The organism is Cupriavidus sp. (assembly GCF_057315035.1).
This window is the reverse complement of record NZ_DBHKYV010000068.1, coordinates 1-21,037: the sequence shown is the minus strand read 5'-3', so window position 1 is coordinate 21,037 and position 21,037 is coordinate 1. Positions and strand designations below refer to the sequence as shown.

At 65.0% G+C, this 21,037-nt stretch carries 19 protein-coding genes; 2 read left to right on the top strand and 17 right to left on the bottom strand.

The features are described from left to right. Positions 1 to 17: 17 nt before the first annotated feature. The 12 genes from ACO550_RS38500 to ACO550_RS38445 form a co-directional block, all read right to left on the bottom strand. Positions 18 to 992, bottom strand: a complete 975-nt coding sequence (locus ACO550_RS38500) for an NAD(P)-dependent oxidoreductase (protein ID WP_315598349.1) — start codon at positions 990 to 992, stop codon at positions 18 to 20. Further along, the gene (locus ACO550_RS38495; protein ID WP_315598350.1) at positions 989 to 2,743 is read right to left on the bottom strand and encodes a dipeptide ABC transporter ATP-binding protein; all 1,755 of its coding nucleotides are present in this window, start codon (positions 2,741 to 2,743) and stop codon (positions 989 to 991) included. Before ACO550_RS38495 ends, ACO550_RS38500 begins: the two co-directional genes overlap by 4 nt. A 5-nt stretch (positions 2,744 to 2,748) precedes the next feature. Further along, entirely contained in the window at positions 2,749 to 3,597 is an 849-nt protein-coding gene (locus tag ACO550_RS38490; protein WP_315598351.1) for an ABC transporter permease subunit, read from the bottom strand. Positions 3,598 to 3,602: 5 nt separating this feature from the next. Continuing rightward, entirely contained in the window at positions 3,603 to 4,577 is a 975-nt protein-coding gene (locus ACO550_RS38485) for an ABC transporter permease (protein ID WP_315598352.1), read from the bottom strand. 36 nt (positions 4,578 to 4,613) lie between these two features. Continuing rightward, positions 4,614 to 6,179: an ABC transporter substrate-binding protein gene (locus tag ACO550_RS38480; RefSeq protein WP_315598353.1), complete on the bottom strand. Its 1,566-nt coding sequence runs from the start codon at positions 6,177 to 6,179 to the stop codon at positions 4,614 to 4,616. Between the two features lie 133 nt (positions 6,180 to 6,312). Next, a complete protein-coding gene (locus ACO550_RS38475; protein ID WP_315598362.1) occupies positions 6,313 to 7,107 on the bottom strand; it encodes a class II aldolase/adducin family protein in 795 nt (264 codons plus the stop codon). Between the two features lie 410 nt (positions 7,108 to 7,517). After that, on the bottom strand, positions 7,518 to 7,700 hold the full coding sequence (locus ACO550_RS38470) for a hypothetical protein (protein ID WP_315598354.1): 183 nt from the start codon (positions 7,698 to 7,700) through the stop codon (positions 7,518 to 7,520). A gap of 29 nt (positions 7,701 to 7,729) precedes the next feature. Further along, the gene (locus tag ACO550_RS38465) at positions 7,730 to 9,427 is read right to left on the bottom strand and encodes an FAD-dependent monooxygenase (protein WP_315598355.1); all 1,698 of its coding nucleotides are present in this window, start codon (positions 9,425 to 9,427) and stop codon (positions 7,730 to 7,732) included. A gap of 22 nt (positions 9,428 to 9,449) precedes the next feature. Further along, positions 9,450 to 10,787, bottom strand: coding sequence for a 4-hydroxyphenylacetate permease (hpaX, locus tag ACO550_RS38460; protein ID WP_315598356.1), 1,338 nt, complete (start codon positions 10,785 to 10,787; stop codon positions 9,450 to 9,452). A 167-nt stretch (positions 10,788 to 10,954) separates the two neighbouring features. Continuing rightward, the gene (locus tag ACO550_RS38455) at positions 10,955 to 11,779 is read right to left on the bottom strand and encodes a LuxR C-terminal-related transcriptional regulator (protein WP_315598357.1); all 825 of its coding nucleotides are present in this window, start codon (positions 11,777 to 11,779) and stop codon (positions 10,955 to 10,957) included. A gap of 36 nt (positions 11,780 to 11,815) precedes the next feature. Beyond that, the gene (locus ACO550_RS38450; RefSeq protein WP_315598358.1) at positions 11,816 to 12,259 is read right to left on the bottom strand and encodes a cupin domain-containing protein; all 444 of its coding nucleotides are present in this window, start codon (positions 12,257 to 12,259) and stop codon (positions 11,816 to 11,818) included. A 114-nt stretch (positions 12,260 to 12,373) separates the two neighbouring features. Continuing rightward, positions 12,374 to 13,963, bottom strand: a complete 1,590-nt coding sequence (locus ACO550_RS38445; RefSeq protein ID WP_315598359.1) for an aldehyde dehydrogenase family protein — start codon at positions 13,961 to 13,963, stop codon at positions 12,374 to 12,376. 171 nt (positions 13,964 to 14,134) lie between these two features. On the opposite strand from ACO550_RS38445, the gene ACO550_RS38440 reads away from it, so the two are divergent. Continuing rightward, a complete protein-coding gene (locus ACO550_RS38440; protein WP_315598363.1) occupies positions 14,135 to 15,133 on the top strand; it encodes a LysR substrate-binding domain-containing protein in 999 nt (332 codons plus the stop codon). Positions 15,134 to 15,486: 353 nt separating this feature from the next. Beyond that, the gene (locus ACO550_RS38435; RefSeq protein ID WP_315598360.1) at positions 15,487 to 16,434 is read left to right on the top strand and encodes a transcriptional regulator GcvA; all 948 of its coding nucleotides are present in this window, start codon (positions 15,487 to 15,489) and stop codon (positions 16,432 to 16,434) included. Here ACO550_RS38435 and ACO550_RS38430 read toward each other — a convergent pair. The 5 genes from ACO550_RS38430 to ACO550_RS38410 all read right to left on the bottom strand — a co-directional run bounded on the left by ACO550_RS38430 (position 16,409) and on the right by ACO550_RS38410 (position 20,941). After that, the gene (locus tag ACO550_RS38430) at positions 16,409 to 16,867 is read right to left on the bottom strand and encodes a thioesterase family protein (protein ID WP_485995157.1); all 459 of its coding nucleotides are present in this window, start codon (positions 16,865 to 16,867) and stop codon (positions 16,409 to 16,411) included. The genes ACO550_RS38435 and ACO550_RS38430 overlap by 26 nt on opposite strands. A gap of 20 nt (positions 16,868 to 16,887) precedes the next feature. Beyond that, positions 16,888 to 17,805, bottom strand: a complete 918-nt coding sequence (locus ACO550_RS38425; protein WP_485995156.1) for an amidohydrolase family protein — start codon at positions 17,803 to 17,805, stop codon at positions 16,888 to 16,890. Further along, positions 17,802 to 18,788 carry a tripartite tricarboxylate transporter substrate binding protein gene (locus tag ACO550_RS38420; protein ID WP_485995155.1) on the bottom strand — a complete coding sequence of 329 codons (987 nt, stop codon included), beginning with the start codon at positions 18,786 to 18,788 and terminating at the stop codon, positions 17,802 to 17,804. Before ACO550_RS38420 ends, ACO550_RS38425 begins: the two co-directional genes overlap by 4 nt. Positions 18,789 to 18,842: 54 nt before the next feature. Continuing rightward, on the bottom strand, positions 18,843 to 20,075 hold the full coding sequence (locus ACO550_RS38415; RefSeq protein ID WP_315598765.1) for a CoA transferase: 1,233 nt from the start codon (positions 20,073 to 20,075) through the stop codon (positions 18,843 to 18,845). A gap of 86 nt (positions 20,076 to 20,161) precedes the next feature. After that, positions 20,162 to 20,941 (bottom strand): enoyl-CoA hydratase/isomerase family protein, encoded by a 780-nt coding sequence (locus tag ACO550_RS38410; RefSeq protein ID WP_315598766.1) that lies wholly within the window; start codon positions 20,939 to 20,941, stop codon positions 20,162 to 20,164. Positions 20,942 to 21,037 lie beyond the last annotated feature (96 nt).

Genomic DNA, 21,037 nt, shown 5'->3' with positions numbered 1-21,037 from the left:
TATGGATTCGGTTCGACTCAGTAGCCAATCCGCGGATCAACGGCGGCCGCGGGGCGCTCGCCGCGCGCCACGGCGGCCAGGTTGTCGCGCGTTTGCCGCGCGATGGCGCTGGCCTCGGTGCGTGCCGCGATGTGTGGCGTGACCACGATGCGTGGATGGCGCCAGAACGGATGATCGGGCGGCAACGGTTCGGTTGCGAACGCGTCGATCGTGGCCGCGCCAAGCGTGCCGTCGTCAAGCGCGCGCAGCAGGTCGGCCTCTACGAGGTGGCTGCCACGTCCAACATTGATCAGATGCGCACCGCGCGGAAGCCGGCGAAACAACGCATCATTCAGGATGCCGTGAGTCTGCGGCGTCAGCGGCAGCAGGCACACAAGCGTGTCGCAGCCAGCCAGGAACGCATCGAGCTGGTCTGGGCCGTGGAACGATTCGATACCCTCCGGCAACGAGGTTTTGGCGGAACGGCTCCAGCCGCGTACGCGATAACCGATATTCATTAGCGCCTGTGCGCACGACTCGCCGAGCGTGCCGAGGCCGGCGATGCCGACGCAATGCCGCGCCGGCGGAACGATCGGCTGCTCCTGCCACCGGAAGGCCGCCGCGCTGTTCAGGTACTTGCCCATCGCGCGCTGGTGGTGAACGACCGCCCAGGTCACGTAGGCGGTCATCGTGCCAGCCATATCGGTGTCCACGATGCGGCACAGTGTTGGCGCTTGCGGCAGGTGTGGATCGGTATGGAAGTGGTCGATGCCTGCGCCCAGCGACTGCACAAGCTTGAGTTGCGGCATGCTGGCCAGCACGCTTGGCGGCGGATACCAGCACACGGCGGCGTCCACGTCGTCCAGGGTACCCAGGTCGGCACCGATCCGTAGATCCACATCGGGCATGGCCTCGCAAAACGCGGGCGCCAGGTATGACATGTCCAGCACGCTGCTCAGCAATGCCACGCATGGGCGCTTGACCGGCAGGGTGGCCGTGGAGATTGCGCTCATGCATAGCCTCCCGCACGCGCTGCCAGGGCTGGCGCTGGTGGTGCAAACGCGTCATTTGGCGCCATGCGTGCGGCGTCGTGACGTCCGACGTGCCCCGCCGCATCGCGTGCGATGTCATCGGCTTTCGGCTCGCGCGACAGTTTCGGAATGGCATTGATCAGCTTGCGCGTATAAGCGTGTTGCGGATCGCCCAGCACGCGGGCGGTATCGCCATACTCCACAATCTGGCCGCGTTGCATGACGGCGATCTGGTCGCACATCTGGGCGGCCACGCGCAGGTCGTGCGTGATGAAGACCATCGCGAGCTTGAACTCCTCACGCACCCGGGCAAACAACTCCAGCACTTGCGCCTGCACGGAGACGTCCAGCGCGGAGACGGGTTCGTCCGCCACCAACAGTTCGGGTTGCATGGCCAGCGCGCGTGCAATGCCAATGCGCTGGCGTTGGCCACCCGAGAATTCATGCGGATAGCGGTCGGCGGCCTCGGGGCCCAGGCCCACCAGTGTTAGCAGCGACATCATGCGGGCCATGGCCTCCGCCCGGGGCACACCTTGTGCAATCGGCCCTGACGCGATGGCCGCGCCAATGCGATGGCGTGGATTCAGGGATGCGTACGGATCCTGGAACACCATCTGGATCTTGCCGCCAGAGCGCTTCATCAAGCTTTCGCCTTGTGGCAGGTTGCGGCCGTTGAACACGATGCGGCCACTGTCGAACGGTGACAGGCCCGCAATGCAGCGGCCCAGCGTCGACTTGCCCGAGCCCGATTCGCCAACTAGCCCGAGCGTCTGGCCACGCAGCAAGTCCACGTTGATATCGCGCGCGGCCTGCACTTCGCGGCCGCGCCGGAACAGGCTACCCCCGGTGCGATATGTCTTGCACAGATCCTGTACTTGCAGCACGCGGTGGAACTCGGCGTCGGCCTGCGGCTGGCGTGCTTCGCCACCGGGAATGGCGGCCAGCAGCTTGCGCGTGTACGGATGCTGCGGCGCGCCCAGCACGCCAGCCGCAGGTCCGGCTTCGACGACCTGGCCGGTTTGCATCACCACCACCTGGTCGGCAATCTCGGACACCACGCCAAAATCATGCGTGATGAACAGCACCGCCATGCCGCGCTTGCGTTGCAGATCGCGAATCAGCGCCAGGATCTGCGCCTGCGTGGTCACGTCGAGCGCCGTAGTCGGTTCGTCGGCGATCAGTAGCCTGGGTTGCAGGATCATGGCGCAGGCGATCATTACGCGCTGGCGCTGTCCGCCGGACAACCGGAACGGAAAGCTGTCGTAGATCTGCTCGGGTTCGGGCAAGCCCACGTCGGTTAGCGCTGCGACGATGCGCTGGCGCTTTTCCGCCGCCCCAAGATGCAGATGCGCATCGAACACTTCGGCAAGCTGTTCGCCGATGCGCATGACCGGATTCAGCGCGGTCATGGGCTCCTGAAACACCATTGCGATCTGCTGGCCGCGCAGGTCGCGCAATGCGGATTCGTCCAGCTTGAGCAGGTCCTGGCCATCCAGCAGGATTTCACCGGCCACGGGTTCCACGTGCGGACGCGGCAACAGGCCCATTACCGCGTTGGCGATCATCGACTTGCCCGAGCCCGATTCCCCCACCACACACAGTGTCTGGCCCGCATGGAGGGTGAGCGACGCGTCGGTCACGGCCAGTGCGCGATCGCCACCGTCGGGCAGCCGGATGCTGAGCCCACGGATATCGAGCACCGGCACGGTGTCTTGCTTGGCGTTGACTGTCATCACATTCACCGTCCCTTCGTCCGCAGGCGCGTGTTCAGCGCGTCGTTAAGGCCTTCGCCAACCATGTTCAGTGCCAGTACCGTCAGCAGGATGGCAACGCCGGGAAACACCGCCATCCACCACGCCTGGCGCAACACGGTGCGCGCGGAGCCCACCATGTACCCCCAGCTCATGTGATTGGGGTCGCCCAGGCCAAGAAAGCTCAGGCTCGATTCCAGCAGGATTGCCGTGGCTACCATCAGCGATGCCATCACGACGATGGGCGACGTGGCATTGGGCAGGATCTGCGTCACGATGATGCGCATGGTCGATTGCCCGGCCAATTGCGCGGCCGCCACGAAATCGCGTTGGCGCAAGGTCAGGAACTCGCTGCGCACCAGGCGGGCCACCGGTGGCCACGACACAATGGCGATGGCCGCCACGATCGACACGATCGACGGTTCGAAGATGGCCACCAGAACCAGCGCCAGTGCAAAGCTGGGCACGGACTGGAACAGTTCGGTAAAGCGCATCAGTGCGGCGTCGATCCAGCCGCCGAAGTAGCCGGAGATGGCGCCGAGCGTCACGCCGATCAGGAGCGAGACGAGCGTCGACACTACGCCGATCAGCAGCGAGATCCGCGCGCCGTGAATCACGCCGGCCAGGATGTCGCGGCCCATGGTGTCGGTGCCCATCGTAAAGCCCGGCTCCTGCAGCGGATGCAGGAACGGCTGCTGCACCATGTCCCAGGGGTCGTTGCCGGCCAGCATTGGCCCGAACACGGCGAGGACGGCGACGGCGATCATGACCGCCAGGCCCAGCACCGCGGCCTTGTTGCGGCAGAAACGCCGCCAGAATGAGTGGGTGGTTTTCATCGCTGTCATTGCATCTCGATACGCGGGTCGACGAGGGTGTAGACGAAGTCCGTGATCAGGTTGAACACCACGGCCATCGCGGCGGTGACCAGGAAGCAGCCCAGCAGCAGGTTGTAGTCGCGTTGCAGCAGCGCGTCGAACATCAGGCGGCCGATGCCTGGCCACGCGAAAACGGTTTCAGTCAGCACGGCTCCGCCAATCATGCCGCCTGCCTGGATGCCTGCCAGCGTCACCACCGGCAGCAGCGCGTTGCGCAGGATGTGGGCGCGCTGGATGCGACCCGGACGTAGCCCCTTGGCACGCGCGGTCTTGACGAAGTCCATCTGCGCCACTTCCAGCATCGATGCGCGTGTCATGCGTGCGTACACCGCCATGTAGAACAGCGCCAGCGTCAGCGACGGCAGGATCAGGTGCATGCCGATGTCGGCCACTCTCGCCAGCCCGTGCAGGTCTGCACCCACCGTGAAGTAGCCGAAGCCCGGCAACCATTCGAGCTGCACCGAGAACAGCAGCACGGCCATCATGGCCAGCCAGTACAGCGGCGTGGCGTAGAAGAGCAAAGCGAAGGTGGTGATCGCGCTATCGGTCATGCTGCCGGCACGCCGGCTGGCCCACGCACCCAGCGCGACGCCGAACAGCACCGACAGCACGAACGCGCTGCCGGTGAGCAGCAACGTGGCAGGCAGCCGCTGCACGATCAGGTCCAGCACCGGCTGCTGTTGCCGGTACGAGAACCCCAGATCCAGTCGCGCCACGTGCGACAGGTAGTTGCCAAGCTGCACCGGCAACGGATCATCGAGACCAAACTGCGCGCGCAACTGGGCGACGAATTGCGGATCGGATGCGCCGGCTTCGCCGGCCATCACTGATACCGGATCGCCCGGCGCGGCCCGGATCAGCAGGAAGTTGACGGTGGCAATGACCAGGATGGCAAACGCGCCCTGGACCAGCCGGCTGAACATGCGCTGGGTACGGCTCATGGCAGAACTCCAATCGGTAATACGCGTGCGGTGGCGTCAGGCCATCCATGCACGGCCAAGGCTGTCGTTGAGGCCGATGCCGGAGCTGATCGGGTTATTGAGCCGCGCGCGGAACAATGTGGGGAAGTTCAGCTCGTGCATCCATACCACGGGCATTTCGTCGAGCAGGATTTTCTGTACGGCCTTGTAGATCTCCGCGCGCTTCGCGGGGTCCATTTCGCGCGATCCGGCCAGGAACAGTTCGTCCACCTTGGGGTTGCGATAACCCTCGACGTTGTTGAACGGCGAGCCTTGCGCGATGTTGTCGGACGTATAGTTGCGCGCCACGCCCAGCGCCGGATCGCCATATTGGTAGACGTAGGTGAATGCCAGGTCGTAGTCCCACTTGTTCAGACGCTCGATCCAGCCAGCCACGTCGGTGGGCGTCATCTCCACCTTCACCCCGGCCTGCTGCAGGTTCTGTCGCACGATCTCAGCCGAACGGGTCCACGTTTCGCCGTAGGGCAGCGGCAGCAGGCGCAACGTCTCGCCCTTGTATCCCGATTCCGCCAGCAGTTGCTTGGCCTTTGCCAGGTCGCGCGGATACTTGGCCACATCGGTGCTGTAGAACTTGATGTGGCTGTTGAATGGCCCCGTGGCGGTCTTTGCGTAGCCTTGCCAGGCCACCTTGGCGATGGCGTCGCGATCGATGGCGAATGCCAGTGCCTGACGGAACTTGATGTTGCCCATCGGCGCCTTGCGGTGGTTGACCCACAACCACGAATGCGGTGCGAAGAATTCCCAGCCCTTGGTCGATACCTGTACGCCCGGTAGCTTGGCCAGCCGCGGCACGTCGAAATACTCGACCGCGCCGCCCGGCACCAGGTCGACCTTGCCCGATTCGAAGGCCGCTGCACGGGCGGCGGCGTCCGGAATCACGTGGAAGTAAACGGCGTCGACCAGCGGCACTTCGGGTTCGTGATAGGTCTCGTTGCGCACGAGGTGGATGTACGACCCACGCACCCATTCCTTGAACTTCAGCGGCCCGGTGCCGATGGGCTTGGCATTGGCGGGGTTGGTTGCAAAATCGGTACCGTCGTAGAGGTGCTTCGGCACCATCGGCATCGATCCCACCTCGAAGATGTAGAGGAACGGGCCAAACGGATACTTGAGCTTGAATTCCACGGTATACGGATCGACGGCGCGGATCGATTCCACGGCGGCCAGGTTGGCGCGCAGTCGCGCGTGGGTCTTGCGCAGAAAGACGTCGGCGGAAAACACCACGTCGGCGGACGTGAACGGCTTGCCGTCATGCCACGTCACGTTGCGCTTGAGTTTGAACGTGTAGAGCGTGCCGTCCGGACTGACCGTCCATGACGTGGCCAGCGACGGGATGGGATCGAGCTTTTCTGAATAGCGAAGCAGCCCTTCGTAGATGTTGCCGGAGATCAGTTGCGTGGGGGCGTTCTGGGTGATGCCGATCATCAGGCCCGACGGCTCGGGCTGCACCAGCGCGTTTATCACGCCGCCTTTCTTGCCCTGTGCAAGCACATGGAACGGAACACCGGCCAATGACAGGCCGCCTGCGACGGCGCCCATCTTCATCAGTTCGCGACGATTCATGGCAAATCTCTCCTGGGGGCTGAGTTTCTAGTGATGCGAAATCGAAGGGCGAGCGACGCCCGCACCGTGCCGGATGCACGGTGTCTGGTTCATGGCATTGGGTAGGGCGCCGCGCGTCATGCGGCGCGCGTGACTATGCGCGGTACGACATTTCTGTCTGCGGCGACAGGCGCTGCAGCAACGCGCGCCATTCACGCGCATACGGGTCGGGGGCGCCGGGCAGGCGGTTGGTGTCGCCGCTTTCGTACTGGCGCGCGGTACGTTCGCGGATTTCGGCGGGCACCGTGAATTCGGGTTGCCCGGTGGACTGGATGGCCACTTGCACGCGGCACGCGCGCTCCAGGTTGTGCATCAGGATGAAGGCTTCGGCCACGCTGCGGCCCAACGTCAGCAGGCCGTGATTGCGCAGGATTAGCGCGCGCTTTTCGGCGCCAAGGTCCGCTACGAGCCGTTCGCGTTCTTCCAGGTCCAGCGCGATGCCCTCGAAGTCGTGATAGGCCACACGGTCGTGGAATTGCAGCGCCCACTGATTGGCCGGCTTTAGGCCGCACGCCAGCGATGACACCGCGACGCCGGCTACGGTATGCGTGTGCAGCACGCAAGCGGCGTCGGGGCGGGCCGCATGCACAGCGCTGTGGATCGTAAAGCCGGCGGGGTTGACGTCGCATCCCGGAGGGGCGCTGACAATATTTCCGTCGAGGTCAATGCACACCAGCGACGACGCCGTGATATCGCGAAACAACATGCCGAACGGGTTGATCAGGAACCTGTCGTGCGTGCCCGGCACGCGCGCCGATATATGGGTGTAGATGCTGTCGTCCATGCCATACAGCGCAACCAGCCGGTACGCCGCAGCGAGGTCCTCTCTTGTTTGCTGCTCCGCGGCGGAAATCGACGGGAGTTGGAGTGTAGAGACGGTGTTGCCCATGGCTTCCTTGATCCTCACTGTTTGCATGAACATGCGCCGGAACATCTGGCTTCTGTCGGCTGTCGACAGCCGACAATGTAAAAAGTTATATGCAAAGAGCAGGCCACGCGCAAGCCAGAAAGCCACTTTGTAACGGATGATGGGTTGTAAGCTATTGATTTTTAATCATAAATTTTATCGAGTCTGTTCATTTGAACCGTGTATATCGCTTGAGATGGATGGCGGGCAGGGCGTTGATGTGGTGCGAAGTGTGGTGCGAAAGGTGGTGCGAAGTGCGGGTAACGATGCAAACTTCTGCACTCGACCTCGAATTGGTGCAACCGCTTTGCGAGATTTGAATGCGTACGTCGGCGGCTGCACGGTGCCGGATGACTCAACGCGGGCCTTGCCGCATCAAGACCGATACTGCTTCAGGCTGAGTCGAGCCCGTCTGCTGCGGCATCGATCAATTGCGTTGCCACCGCGGCATCGGCAATCGAATTGATCGCCAGCAGCGCAAAACGAGCCAGGTAGAGCGAAGCGTTGGCTTCGCCGAGCGATGTCATGGTTTGGCACAGGCGCGTATAGATGGCGTCAAGTTCAGTGTCGGTCATGGCGGAGAGTCCTTTCCTCACGGGCGGGTTCACAAAGGCAGGCAAGTGCGCAGGGCTGCGGCAACGGAGGCTGCGGAGCCGGTTTGCCAGCGTCCGAGTACGTGCCCATCGGGACGGACCAGATATGCGGTACCGTTGCGGGCGCCGTAGCGGGCGAACACCCGTCCGGTGTGGTCCCAGGCGGTGGTTCCTGTGCCGCACGATGGCGGGTGCGCGCTGATCGGCACGACCGCGAAAGGCAGCCCCTGGCACTGCAAGGTGTCTTCCAGCGCGGCGAGGTCCGTCGGCACGGCACCGTCCTTCGTAAACACAAACAGGGTAAAGCGTGACGCGACAAGGTCGGTCAGGTGTCCTTCACGCGCAGCACCATCAACAGTGAGGGTGAGCGGACTTTCCGGCAGCACGGCGCCCGGAGCGGGGCCTGACTGAAAGACATCGGAATCCGTTACGTTCAGGGGCGAAGCCGTATAGGTGATCGCCGATGTCTGGCGAGGATTGATCAGCGACCGCACGCATTCGTGTTTGACGGCGAGCCCCAGCACAGCTTTGCGCATCAGCTCGAACGCGAATGAGGGCGGCGCCATGAACTCCGTGCTCTTGGTGCCATAGTTCAGGTTCTCATGGGTGGCGTAGACGCGCTCGTCGGAGTAGCTGTCGAGCAGCGTGTCGGCGGCCAGTCCCTTGACCACGAACGCCAGCTTCCATGCAAGGTTGTCCGCGTCGTCGATACCGGAATTGGCGCCGCGCACGCCGAAGATTGGCACGAGGTGTGCGGCGTCTCCGGCGAACAGCACGCGCCCATGGCGATAGCGCTCCAGCGTCAGCGCATTCGCTTTGTAGATCGTGATCCAGATTGGCGCCCATTCACCACGTTCGCCCATCATGTCGAGCAAGCTCTGCACGCGCGGCATGACGTTCTCGGGCTTCACTGCGGATTCGGCGTCCTCATCATCGCGAAGCTGGTAGTCGATGCGCCAGACGTTGTCGGGTTGCTTGTGCACTAGAACCGTCGAACCGGGATTGGACGACGGATCGAAGTAGGCCAGCCGTTCGGTGGGCCGGTTGCTGTCGAGCTTGATGTCGACAATCACGTAGCGTCCCTCGTAGCTGGTGCCCTGCAATTGCAGACCCATGGCTTCGCGGATGGTGCTGCGGCCACCGTCGCAGGCGATCACCCAGTCCGCATCCAGCGCATAGTCGCCGGCGGGCGTGGCCAGTTGTAGCGTAGTACCGTTGTCGCGTGTATCGAGATCCGTGACGCGGGATTGCCAGCGGATGTCAATCAGGTCCGCGTGTTTCTCAGCGGCATCGAGAAGGAACTGCTCAATGTGGTACTGGGCCAGGTTGACCATCGGTGGCAGCTTCTGGTCGTCGTCCTGCGGCATGGTGAAGTGCAGGACCTCGGTGTCGCGGTAGAAGCTGCGCCCGCCCGTCCAGGGCAAGCCTGTCTTGAGAAAGCCCTCGACCGCTCCCACGCGCTCAATGATCTCCAGGCTGCGGCGCGAGATGCAGATTGCCCGGCTGCCATGGCAGACCGAATCGTCGGCCTCAATCAGCACGCTGGCAATGCCGTGGCTTGCCAGCCCCAGCGCCAGCGTCAGGCCCACCGGGCCGCCGCCGACGATGGCCACTTTGTGCCGCCGGGTGTCGAGGCCTTCGCGCAGCGCTGGCAGCGTGGCCGCGTACGTTTTGGCCGTGAAGGGATAAGGTTGAAAAGCGATACCCATGATTGACTCCGGGATAGATATGTCAGGCGGGCGTGTGGCGGCGGATCGGCAGCACCATCACGATGACGGCGCCGACCACCAACAGTACGGCGGCGTAGAGCAGGCCGGCAGTAAAACTTTGCGTGGCGTCCTTGAGCCAGCCCACCACCAGCGGATTCAGTGCCGAACCGATGTTGCCGGTGGCGTTGATCACCGCGATGCCCACGGCGCGTGCTCGCAGGCTCAGCACCTGGTCGGGCGTGGTCCAGAAGATCGACATGGCGGTATAGGATCCCGCGGATGCCAGACATACGCCGAGCAGTTGCACTGCGGGATGCGAAGCGAATGCCGTGCATATCCAGCCCGCGGCCGACCACAGCATTGGCAGCATCAGGTGCCATTTTCGTTCCTGTCTGCGGTCGGAGCTGCGGCCCCACCAGAGCATGGCGACGATGGTGCAGACCTGCGGGATTGCGGCAAGCAGGCCGACGGTGCGGTTGCTGGCGTCTGCGCTGAAGCTCTTGACGATCAGCGGCGTCCACACCGCGACCATGGCCAGCGTGTTGACGAGGCAGAAATAGGCGAGCGCGAACTTGAGCACCGACGGGGAGAGCAACTCGGCCATCAGGGACGTCGGCGGACATTGGGTCGTCGCGGACGGCTGCGCGCGTTCGTCAGCCAGCATGCGCGCCAGCGCGGCCTTCTCCTCCTGATCCAGCCAGCGCGCCTGCTCTGGCGTGTCATCCAGATAGGCATAGACCACCAGGCCGAGGATGGCCGATGGCATGCCTTCCAGCAGGAACAGCCACTGCCACCCCTTCAGGCCCCACGTACCGTCCAGCGCCAGGATGTAGCCCGACAGCGCGGAGCCGACCGCCGCGGTGACCGGCATGGCGATCATGAACAGCGCGTTGGCGCGTGCGCGGTAGGCGCCCGGAAACCAGTAAGTCAGGTAGAGCAGCATGCCGGGTAGGAAGCCCGCCTCGGTAACGCCGACCAGAATGCGCAGCACATACAGGGTCTGTGGGCTGGTGGCGAACATCGTCGCCGTGGAGGCCAGCCCCCAGGCCACCATGATCGCTGCGATCCAGCGCCGCGCGCCGATGCGTGCGAGCGCAATGTTACTGGGGATGCCGAAGGCGATATAGGCGCCGTAGAACAGCGTGGTGGCCAATCCAAACTGCGTGCTGGTCAGGCCGAGATCCTTCATCATCGTCAGCCCGGCGAAACCGATGTTGATGCGGTCCAGGAACGAGAAGAAGAACAGCAGGAAGAGGAACCACAACAGCCTTCGCGACACCTTGCCGAGCACGCCAGAGGCAGTGGGATGGTCGGAATGGACGCGTATGGGCGGCGATCCTGCGATCGGGGGTGTTGCCATGTTGCCTGTCTCCGGTAGTTGCGCTGTCTCGGCCCGGTGGGCGCGATGCAATCGCTCGGCGCGTCATGCTGTGACACGTGGCGATGGCCGGAGTATGGCTGGCGCGATACAGCCGCTTGTCCCCAATTTGGGTACAGGGCGTGAAGTGTCTGCGCTCGGTAAAAACCCTAGGTTCTTGGGATGGACAGGCACAGCGCGAAGAGCTCGCGCTGGCTGGAGATGCCGAGCCGCCGATAGGCCCGTTTCTGGTACGTCACGACGCTAGAGGGCTTGACGCCGATGCGCTCGCCGATGTCATGCGCGGTGTGGCCTTCCAGCACGCCGCGCAGCACGTCCAATTCGCGCTTGGACAGGTCGGGACATACGCCGCGCAAGCGTGCCAACATGAGCTGGGGAATGCCCATTTGCACCTGGCTGCACAGCGCGTAATGGTGGCGGGCCGCGTGGGCAATCATTGGGGCCATGGCTTCCACCTGTTCGATCTCGCGCTCGTGGAACAGCCCCCGGCTGCGATCACGATACAGATTCACCGACAGCCAGATGTCCTCGGCCGGCTGCAGCAGCAGGGAAATGCGGTCCGATACGTTGGGGTGCTGGTAGCATGCCGCGCGGTAAGCCTCATGCGCGATTTCATCGATGGTTTGTTGGTGCAGCACTAGACCGTTGTCGCCCGGTCGCCGTCGGGGCCCAGCTGCCGACATGATCCGCTGGTTGCCGTCCAGGGCATAGAACCGGCTCGCATAGGTATCGGCCACGTCGCGTAGATACCGCCCGCCGCGGTGATCGGCGACGGACATGGTGCGTGGCCGGTTGCCAAACTCATAGGCAAAGACCGTGCATTGCGAGATGCCTGCTATCTCACCCAGTAGCTTGAGGATCTCCGCGGCAAATGCGTTGGCGTCTGATTCGCCGATCGAAGACACCAGGCCAGTGGCCCGGGACAGGTCGAGCTGGCCGGCGAGGGAGGGGCGGTCAAGGCGCCATGAGCGCATGGGGGCGGGGGATTGAGGCGACCAGCAAATTCTAAATCACCCAGGAATCGTCACGCCACATTCTTGCGCGACACCTAGCAACGTCGGAAGATCAGGGGGGCCTGGGGGGATTGCCTCATCGATTCGCGCAAACAGGCGTGACGCGTTGCCGTTTTGGCTGGTAACCGAAATCATTTCACCGCCGCCGGTACCGAACCGAAAGTAGTGAATCGTCCCGGCCGGCACATGGACAAACGTCCCGGCGCTGGCGGTTAGCGCATGGTCACCGTAGCCGATCTCGACAACTCCCTTGGTGATGTAGAACGATTCATCCCAATCGTGGCAGTGCGGCGGCGGCCCGCTGCCTTCCTGACCTTGTTGCAGGAAGACTTCGTAACCCTGCGTGGCGGCACTGGACGCCAGGACCGTGATCTTCTCGCCGACGACATTGAGGGCGCGCGCGTACCCGGTAGGGGTGACCGCAAATGGCTCAGGCTTCATACGTGACTCCACAGTCTGCACGCTGAGTGTAGGCGACACCCATTCCTTTGGACAGGCGCGAGCGCCGCTCACTTATTGCTTGTGCGGGGACGGTAGCCGACTAAAGCATTGCTGCTACGCGACGATCGGGCTGCGAGTACGCGCGCCGTTCACGAGCCGGTCGATGCCGAGCGGATTGGCATTCTGCAGCGCCGCTGGCAGTAGCGCGTCGTCCATGTTCTGGAAGCACACCGGGCGCAGGAAGCGGTCGATGGCCAGCGTGCCCACTGAGGTGCCGCGTGCATCGGACGTTGCAGGGTAGGGGCCTCCGTGCACCATCGCGTCGCACACCTCGACACCGGTCGGATAGCCGTTGACCAGCAAGCGTCCCGCCTTGTGTTCCAGCGCAGCTACGAGCGGTGCGGCGTCGGCAAGGTCCTCGGGCTCCGCGACAAGCGTCGCCGTAAGCTGGCCCTGCAACGCGTCGATGGCACGCGGAAGCTCGCTGGCGTGGTCGAGTGCCACCAGCACCGCGCAAGGTCCGAACACTTCGTGCTGCAAGCGAGCGTCCTGCTGGAACAGCAATGCCGCGTCGGCCTGCCACAGTTCGGCGGCGGCTTGACCCGGCTGCGCTGGCGCGGCGGCCAGCAAGGACATGCCCGGCGTGTCGGTAAACTTTCGCACCCCATTGACATAGTGCTGCAGCCCCGCGGCGTTGAGCATGGTCTGCGCAGGTGCCGTGGAGATGGCCGCCTTGAATTGCGCGACAAACGCGTCGAGCGCGGGTGAGCGAACGCCAAGGACCAGACCCGGCTTGGTGCAGAACTGTCCGGCCCCCAGCGTCACCGATGCGGTCAGCTCGGCCGCGATTGCCGCCCCTCGGCGCGCCAGTGCCTGGGGCATCAGGATCACCGGATTGACGCTGCTCATCTCGGCAAAGACGGGAATCGGATGCGGGCGGGCGGCGGCCATGTCGCAGAGGGCACGGCCACCACGCAGCGATCCGGTGAACCCGACGGCGCGGATCTCGGGGTGCTTGACCAGATGCTCGCCGACACGGTCGCCGAAGATCATGTTGAACACGCCGCGCGGCATCTCCGTGGCCTCGGCGGCACGGACCACAACATCGGCAATCACCGATGCGGTGGCCATATGCCCCATATGGGCCTTGAACACTACCGGGCAGCCGGCTGCGAGCGCCGAGGCGGTATCGCCACCCGCCGTGGAAAAGGCGAGCGGGAAATTGCTGGCGCCGAATACGGCCACCGGGCCGACGCCAATGCGGTACTGGCGCAGATCGGCGCGTGGCAGCGGTGTACGTTGCGGCATCGCCAGATCGATGCGCGCTCCAAGAAAGTCGCCGCGCCGCAGCACCGTCGCGAACAGCCGCAACTGGTGACTGGTGCGGGCACGCTCCCCGACAATGCGCGCGGCGGGCAGCGCCGTTTCCTGGCAGACCAGCGCAATGAACGCATCGTCGAGTGCGTCGATGCCGTCCGCCACGGCGTCCAGGAAGCGGGCCCGCTGGGCCGGCGCCAGCGTGCGGAATGCGGGGTAGGCCGCCGCCGCGGCACTGGCGGCCGCATCCACCTCGCCGGCCGTGGCCTCGTGGAACGCGTAGGGCAGGCGCTCGCCCGTGCTGGCATTTACGCTGTACAGCAAGGTGGAACCGGCGGCGCGACGTGCGCCGCCGATATATTGTTGACCGGTAGGCTGTAACGACATGGGAGTCTCCTGTAGATGGACGCGGTGTGTCCGCGCGTGTCGGGGGACTCTAAGTTCGGGTGGCGGCGGGCGCCAATGAAAAGGCCTGATTTCCCGATAAGCGGCGGTTATCCGCGCGCCGTGCCGTGATGGGACGAAGGGGCTATAGTGTCGACTTTTGCACGCTCCGCCATGCGTCCCACGGCACTCCCCTCGCTCGCCACCATTGCGTCAAGACTGCGCCTGAAGCAACTGCGGCTGCTGATCGCGCTGGACAATCACGGCTCGCTGCACAAGGCCGCCGACGAGATTGCCATCTCGCAGCCGGGCGCCACCAAGGCCCTGCACGAAATCGAGGACATCCTGGGCATGTCGTTGTTCGAGCGCCAGCCCAAGGGCCTGGTCGCCAACGAACTTGGCCAGTGCGTGACGCGCTATGCGCGCCTGATCTACAGCGACCTTGAACACCTTCATGCCGAGATCACGGCCATTGCGCAGGGGCAGGGCGGCCATCTCGCGGTGGGTGTCATCATGGGTGCGATTCCGCTGTTGACCCGCGCATTGACCGCGCTGCGCGAACAGCAGCCGGATCTGTCAGTGGAGATCATCGAGAACGCAAGCGCCGCGCTGCTGCCGCTGCTCGACGAAGGCCGCATCGATCTGGCCCTGTGCCGCTGCGGCGTGAGCCGGCGGCCCGGTGCCTACGATTGCATGGCGTTGGAGATGGAGCCGCTCGCGGTGGTGGCCGCGCGCTCGCATCGGCTGGCGGGCGCCACGACGCTGACATTGGTGGACCTGGCCGGCCTGCCGTGGATGACGTATCCGGTCAATACGCCGATGCGCCGCGCGCTGGAACGCGAACTCGGCGATGCAGGCGTCGACCTGCCACGCTACCCGCTGGAAACGGCATCGGCTTTTGCCACGCTGACGATGCTGCAGGACACGCCGGACCTGGTGGCCGTGGTGCCGCGCGCCGTGGCGGAGTTCGGCGAGCGGTACGGCATGCTGGTACGACTGCCCGTGCCAATGCGCGCGCTGGACGATCCCTACGGCGTGATTACCCGATCCGGCGCGCACCTATCGCCCGGTGCACGCCTGCTGATCGCCTCGCTGCAGGCGCATTGCGCGGAGCCGCTGCCGGACGGCATGCAGGACGGCATGCAGGACGGCATTCAGGACGCGCGTCCGTGACCAGTTGTCACCAACGGCTCTCACCAACGGTTATCACGCGATCACAACCCGTCATTAGGCATGCAGGCGTGGCGCTTATAGAGTGCCGGGGCGATTTGCTCGCCCCGACAACCACAACGACGAGACAGCCATGCCATCCCTGCACCATTCCGTCACCTCCGCGCCTGCCAGTGGCCGCCCCGGCACATGCAACGCGTGACATCGCACGCCGTCTGACGCGGGAAGGCACCTATGGATGCACACCGGCGCCGGTGCTATGTTGTGCATCCAGCCCGGCCGGATGCCGTGACCGGCGCCATGTGACGGCGGGCGAGTGACGCACGTGTGTTGCGACCCGACACGAACGCGAGACCATGTCCAGATCGATCCCTCCCCTGAATCCGCTCCGGGCGTTCGAGGTGGCCGCGCGGCACCTCAGCTTCACCAGAGCCGCCGAGGAACTGTTCGTCACGCCCTCCGCGGTCAGCCACCAGGTCAAGACACTCGAAGAGAACCTGGGCGTACAGCTGTTTATCCGCGATGCCAAGGCGCTGGTGCTGACCCCGGCTGGTACCGCATACCTGCCCGCTGTGCAGCTCGCCTTCAAGCAACTGGCCGATGCCACGCATCGGCTCCACAGCAAGGACCGGCCCGCGCTGAAGGTCAACATGCCGCCGACCTTCGCGGTCAAATGGCTGATCCCACGAATGGACCGCTTCATGCAGGCCCATCCCGAGATCGACCTCAAGGTTTCCACCTCGAACAACCGCATCGACTTCGAGCGCGATGATTTCGACCTTGCCATCCGCTACGGCCGGGGCGACTATCCCGGCCTCTATTCGCGCCTGTGCCTGCCGGTAGAGGTCATCCCGGTATGCAGCCCCAAGCTGCTGCAGGGCGCCGCACCGCTGAACCAGCCCTCCGACCTGCAGCATCACACGCTGCTGCACGACGACAGCACCTATACCGATGTGAGCAACCCCGACTGGGCGATGTGGCTCGAACATGCTGGCGTCACCAACGTCGACGCCAGCCGCGGTCCGTCGTTCTGGCCCAGTCACCTGGTTATCAACGCCGCCATCAGCGGGCTTGGCGTGGCGCTCGTCAAGAAGAACTGGATCGAGCAGGACCTTGCGGAAGGCCGGCTGGTCAGGCTGTTCGAATCGATCCGGCTGCCAGTCGAGTTCTCGTACTTCATCGTCTTTCCACGCGAACGGCTCGACGATCCACGGATTCGCGTATTCGTCGACTGGATCTGCGGCGAAACCGCCGCGCTCCGCCAGCCGACGACGCCGGTCAGCGAACTGCCGGTGCAGCTATAGCCGCTGTAGCAGCCGTAGCAGCCGTAGCGGCTGTCGCAGTGGCTTCGGCCTTCTTGCGCACGCGTGACTTGAGCCGTTCGACATCGACCACGAAGCGGCGATGGATGCCGGTGCACACGGTCTCCACCGCGTCGTGCGCGGCCACGCGGAACGTCACGCTGCGGCCATCGATGGCCATGACTTCCGCCTCGATCCGCACCTCGCCACCCAGCGGCGTCGCGCCGGCATGCTCGACCGACACCTCGGTTCCCACCGAACTCTGTCCCGACGTCACGTGCTCCTGCAGGAAATCCAGGCAGACCTGCTCGATGTCGCGAATCAGTTCCGGCGTCGCGTAGATGCGCAGGTCCTCGCCCAGAAAGTCGATCGTGCGCGCCCGATCGACCACCAGCGTGCGGGTGCACGTCGCACCCACCTTGATTTCATTTGCCATGCTTGTTGTTCCTTGTTCGTTCAGTCGGGCAGCCGGTAGATGCGTGCGGCGTTGTCGTGCAACAGCGCGCGTTGCTGCGCCTGGGGAAATATCGAGATAGCGGCCACGAAGCCGGCCAGGATGGTGGAGTAGGGCGCCACGAGGCTGTCCACCGGATAGTTGCTGGCGAACATGCAGCGATCCGCGCCAAAGATGGCAATGGCGTCGCGGATCACCGGCACGTTGTCGACCTCGGCCCAGGGCCGCCCGGGCAGGCCCAGCCCCGAAACCTTCACCGCGACGTTGGGCTCGCGTGCCAACCGTTCCATGGCGTGGCGCCAGCCGTCCAGCCCGGTCTCACTGCGGTCCGACGGCAGCCCGGTGTGGTTCAGCACGAGCCGGGTCTGCGGAAAATCGCGCGCCAGATCGGCCGCCTGGTCCAGGTGCCACCAGGGCGCCTGCAGGTCGAACGACATGCCGTGGCGGCCCAGCAGCGCGTAGCCGCGTCGCCACTGCTCGTCGTCCATCGACCCCGGTTGGCCACGGCGCGCATCCTCGCGACGCGCCGTGGCCGGCTTGTTGCGGATGCCGCGCATCCTGGCGTAGGCCGCATGGCCTGCCAGCACGGCTTCCACGTCGCCACGGTCGAGTTGCGCGTGCCCGACGATGACCGTGGGGCGGCCATGGGCCTCGGCCAGTGCGTCAACCCACGCGGTCTCGTCCACCGGATTCTCGCGCGCCCATTCGGCCTCGATATGCACGGTCTTCACGGGGGCGCACCCCGCCGTATCGCGCGCATAGTCGGTCGGCAGGTAATTGCGCCGCAGCGCGCTATAGTCGCCATACCGGAAGTTGGGCACTGTCTCGCCCTGTAGCCAGGGGTACGGATGGCGCGACAGATCCCAGAAGTGCTGGTGGGCGTCGATGAACGGCGTGGCGCTTTCGGCGGCGGCGCTCATCGTGCGTTCTGCTGCGCGGCGATGCGTTGCGCCAGCGGCCGGAATTGCACCGCTTCCCGTGCCATCTCGGCCTGCAGCGTCGCGTCGTCGGCATAGGTGTCGGTGCTGAAATGGAGCTTCTCCAGCGTCTGGCGCATGATGGGCTCCTGGACCGATTTCGCGATTGCCGTCTTCAGCACGGCCAGTACCTCGGGCGGGGTCCCCTTGGGCGCCGAGATGCCGCGCCAGATGCCCATCGACAGATCGATATTGCGTTCCTTGAGGGTTGGCACGTTGTCGAAGCCGGGTACGCGCCGGTCCGCCATCACCGCCAGCACCTTGAGCTTGCCGGCCTCCACATGGGTGGCCACTTCCGCCGTGCTCACGGTGACCGCGTCGATATGGCCGCCGAGCAGCGCCAGGGTGGCCGGCGCACCGCCGGCATAGGGAATGTCGTTGAAGCGAGCGCCCGTCTTCTCTGCCAGCGCCACCGAGGCCATGTGCCACGCCGAACCTTGCCCGGCGGTACCGACCCGGATATTCGCACCGGGTTTGCGGGCATCGGCCAGGAATTGCTCCAGCGTGGCCCACGGCGCATCGGCACGCACCACCACGGCCGCCGGGTCGGCGTTGAGCCGGGCGATCGGTACCAGGTCCTGATAGGTAAACTTGGCCAGCCCCAGCGCATTCAGGAACGTCAACTCGCTGGAAGACAGCACAAGCTTGTATCCGTCCGGCTTGGCATTGACCACCTCGCCCAGGCCAACCGCTCCCGTGGCGCCGGGCTTGTTGATAACGACCAGCGGTTGCGGCAAGTGTTTGGCGGCTGCGGCCGCCAGCGCGCGGGCCACCACATCGGCACCGCCTCCGGCCTGCCATGGCACGATCAGTTCGATGCGGCGGCTTGGATAGGTTTCCGCGAACGCGGGCCAATTGCAGCCCAGCGCGGCCAGCGCGAGGGCACCGAGCACGATGTGTCGGCGTGAAGCTTGTACGGGGGTCATCCCTGTCTCCTGATGGTCATTGTCTTCCTGGCGGGTCTGTGGCCCGCTCAGTGGTCAAGCTGTCTTGCGTACCGGTGGCTGCACCGCGTCCTGCGCGCCGAAGGCGCCCTGTGAGCGCAGTCGTGCCACGGCGGCGGCGTCGACACCGAATTCGGCTAGCACCTCGTCGGTATGCTGCCCCAGCAGTGGCGCCGGATAGCGCACCTGCTGCGGCGTGCCCCAGAGCTTCACGGGAAAGCCCAGCGCCTTGGTTGCGCCTTCCACCGGGTGGTCGATCTCGAGCACCATGTTACGCGCCACGGCCTGCTCGCTCACCAGCGCCTCGTCATAGGTGGCAATCGGCGCGGCCGGCACGCCCGCCGCCAGCAGCGCATCCACCCATTCGTCGGCCGGCCGGCGCGCAAACTCGCTTTCGATTTCACTGATCAGGCTGTCGCGGTGCCGGATCCGTGCCGCGTTGTCGATAAAACGCGGATCGTCGACCAGCTCGGGACGCCCGATCACATCGCACAGCGCCTTCCACAGTTTGGGATTCGCGGCCCCGATCACGAAGTGGCGATCGGCGGCGCGTACGGCCTGGTACGGCGCGCTCATGCGGTTCGCGCTGCCGATTGGCACCGGTACCGCGCCGGTCCCCCAGTATTCGGCCGATTCCCACACGGAAAGTCCCAGCGCGGTCTCGAACAGCGACGCATCGACGTACTGTCCCTGGCCAGTCTGCGCACGCCCCATCAGCGCGCTGAGAATGCCATAGGCCGTGAACAGGCCGGCTCCCAGGTCGGCAATCGGCACGCTGGATTTCACCGGCGGCGCGTCGGGATGCCCCATGACGCTCATCACGCCCGACATTGCCTGCGCGATCAGGTCGAGTCCGGGACGGGCCGACCACGGGCCGGTCTGTCCGAAGCCCGAGATGCTGGCGTAGACCAGGCGTGGGTTGATCGCGCTCAGCGTGGCATGGTCGATCTTGAGTCGCGCCGCCACGCCGGGCCGGTTGTTCTCGACCAGCACGTCGGCGCCACGCACCAGTTCATAGAACGCCTCCAGCCCGGCGGGGTTCTTGAGATCGATCTCGACGCTGCGCTTGTTGCGGTTCAGCGCCAGGAAGCCGCCGCTGTCATCGCCCTTGAGCCGGAAACCCATGGCCTTGCGGGTCTGGTCGCCCACGCCCGGCGTTTCCACCTTGATGACGTCGGCGCCCATGTCGCCCAGCAGCATGCAGCAAAACGGCCCGGCCATGATCTGGCTGACGTCCAGGACCTTGATGTTCGATAACGGCAAATTCATGAAATGCACCTTGCGGATGGGTATGCGTGGAAACGTGATACGTGATACGTGATACGTGATACGTGAAGGGGGGGGCGGCGGGGCGCCTAGCGCCCCACGAACTGTGGGCGCGACTTCGACACGAACGCGTCGAAGCCGATGCGGAAATCTTCGGTGTCGAAGCACGCGTAGGCTTCGTCCTCCTCGTCGGCGCGCAGCGGCGCCGACTGTTGCAGCCGGCGCACGAACTGCTTGTGCCAGCGCGCCACCAGCGGCGCGCCCTGTGCGATGCGCCGGGCCGTGGCGTAGGCTTCCTCAGGCACCTCGGCGTCGGCCACCACACGGTTAACCAGGCGCATTTCGCGCGCCTCGGCGGCGCCAAACACACGCCCCTCGAGCACGATCTCGAGGGCTGCCGCCGGGCCGGCCAGCGCCATCAGCCCGCTCAGTTCGCCATACGACATGACCAGTCCCAGCCGGTTGACCGGTACGCCGAAGCGGCTCGACTGGCCGCAGATCCGCATGTCGCACATCGACGCGATCTCCAGGCCGCCGCCCACGCAGGCACCCTGGATCAGCGCCAGGGTAGGGTGCCGGCAATCGGCAATGGCACGCATCGTGGCGTGCGTGATACGGCCGTACTCGCGCGACTGCGCTGCGGTAAAGCGCCGCGTACGGAATTCCTCGATGTCGGCGCCGGCGGCAAACGCCTTGTCCCCGGCGCCGCGCAGCACGACGCAACGCACGGTGTCGTCCGCCGACAGCGTCACCATGGCATCGGTCAGGCCCTGCCACATCGACAGGTCCAGGGCGTTGAGCTTCTCGGGGTTGTTCAGCGTGACGGTGGCGATCTGGCCATCGCGCTCGATCAGGATCGGCTGTCTCATGGTGTCTCGTTGGTGTGATGGAGTCCGGCAAGCCATGGGCTGGCGTGCTGGCTTGCAGTCTAGGGGCGCCGCCGCGCGCGGCAAAACGAGAAAAAC

Coding starts and splice junctions, on each gene's coding strand:
- ACO550_RS38500 (WP_315598349.1), bottom strand. CDS start 992: ATGAGCGCAATCTCCACGGCCACCCTGCCGGTCAAGCGCCCATGCGTG.
- ACO550_RS38495 (WP_315598350.1), bottom strand. CDS start 2,743: ATGACAGTCAACGCCAAGCAAGACACCGTGCCGGTGCTCGATATCCGT.
- ACO550_RS38490 (WP_315598351.1), bottom strand. CDS start 3,597: ATGAAAACCACCCACTCATTCTGGCGGCGTTTCTGCCGCAACAAGGCC.
- ACO550_RS38485 (WP_315598352.1), bottom strand. CDS start 4,577: ATGAGCCGTACCCAGCGCATGTTCAGCCGGCTGGTCCAGGGCGCGTTT.
- ACO550_RS38480 (WP_315598353.1), bottom strand. CDS start 6,179: ATGAATCGTCGCGAACTGATGAAGATGGGCGCCGTCGCAGGCGGCCTG.
- ACO550_RS38475 (WP_315598362.1), bottom strand. CDS start 7,107: ATGGGCAACACCGTCTCTACACTCCAACTCCCGTCGATTTCCGCCGCG.
- ACO550_RS38470 (WP_315598354.1), bottom strand. CDS start 7,700: ATGACCGACACTGAACTTGACGCCATCTATACGCGCCTGTGCCAAACC.
- ACO550_RS38465 (WP_315598355.1), bottom strand. CDS start 9,427: ATGGGTATCGCTTTTCAACCTTATCCCTTCACGGCCAAAACGTACGCG.
- hpaX (WP_315598356.1), bottom strand. CDS start 10,787: ATGGCAACACCCCCGATCGCAGGATCGCCGCCCATACGCGTCCATTCC.
- ACO550_RS38455 (WP_315598357.1), bottom strand. CDS start 11,779: ATGCGCTCATGGCGCCTTGACCGCCCCTCCCTCGCCGGCCAGCTCGAC.
- ACO550_RS38450 (WP_315598358.1), bottom strand. CDS start 12,259: ATGAAGCCTGAGCCATTTGCGGTCACCCCTACCGGGTACGCGCGCGCC.
- ACO550_RS38445 (WP_315598359.1), bottom strand. CDS start 13,963: ATGTCGTTACAGCCTACCGGTCAACAATATATCGGCGGCGCACGTCGC.
- ACO550_RS38440 (WP_315598363.1), top strand. CDS start 14,135: ATGCGTCCCACGGCACTCCCCTCGCTCGCCACCATTGCGTCAAGACTG.
- ACO550_RS38435 (WP_315598360.1), top strand. CDS start 15,487: ATGTCCAGATCGATCCCTCCCCTGAATCCGCTCCGGGCGTTCGAGGTG.
- ACO550_RS38430 (WP_485995157.1), bottom strand. CDS start 16,867: ATGGCAAATGAAATCAAGGTGGGTGCGACGTGCACCCGCACGCTGGTG.
- ACO550_RS38425 (WP_485995156.1), bottom strand. CDS start 17,805: ATGAGCGCCGCCGCCGAAAGCGCCACGCCGTTCATCGACGCCCACCAG.
- ACO550_RS38420 (WP_485995155.1), bottom strand. CDS start 18,788: ATGACCCCCGTACAAGCTTCACGCCGACACATCGTGCTCGGTGCCCTC.
- ACO550_RS38415 (WP_315598765.1), bottom strand. CDS start 20,075: ATGAATTTGCCGTTATCGAACATCAAGGTCCTGGACGTCAGCCAGATC.
- ACO550_RS38410 (WP_315598766.1), bottom strand. CDS start 20,941: ATGAGACAGCCGATCCTGATCGAGCGCGATGGCCAGATCGCCACCGTC.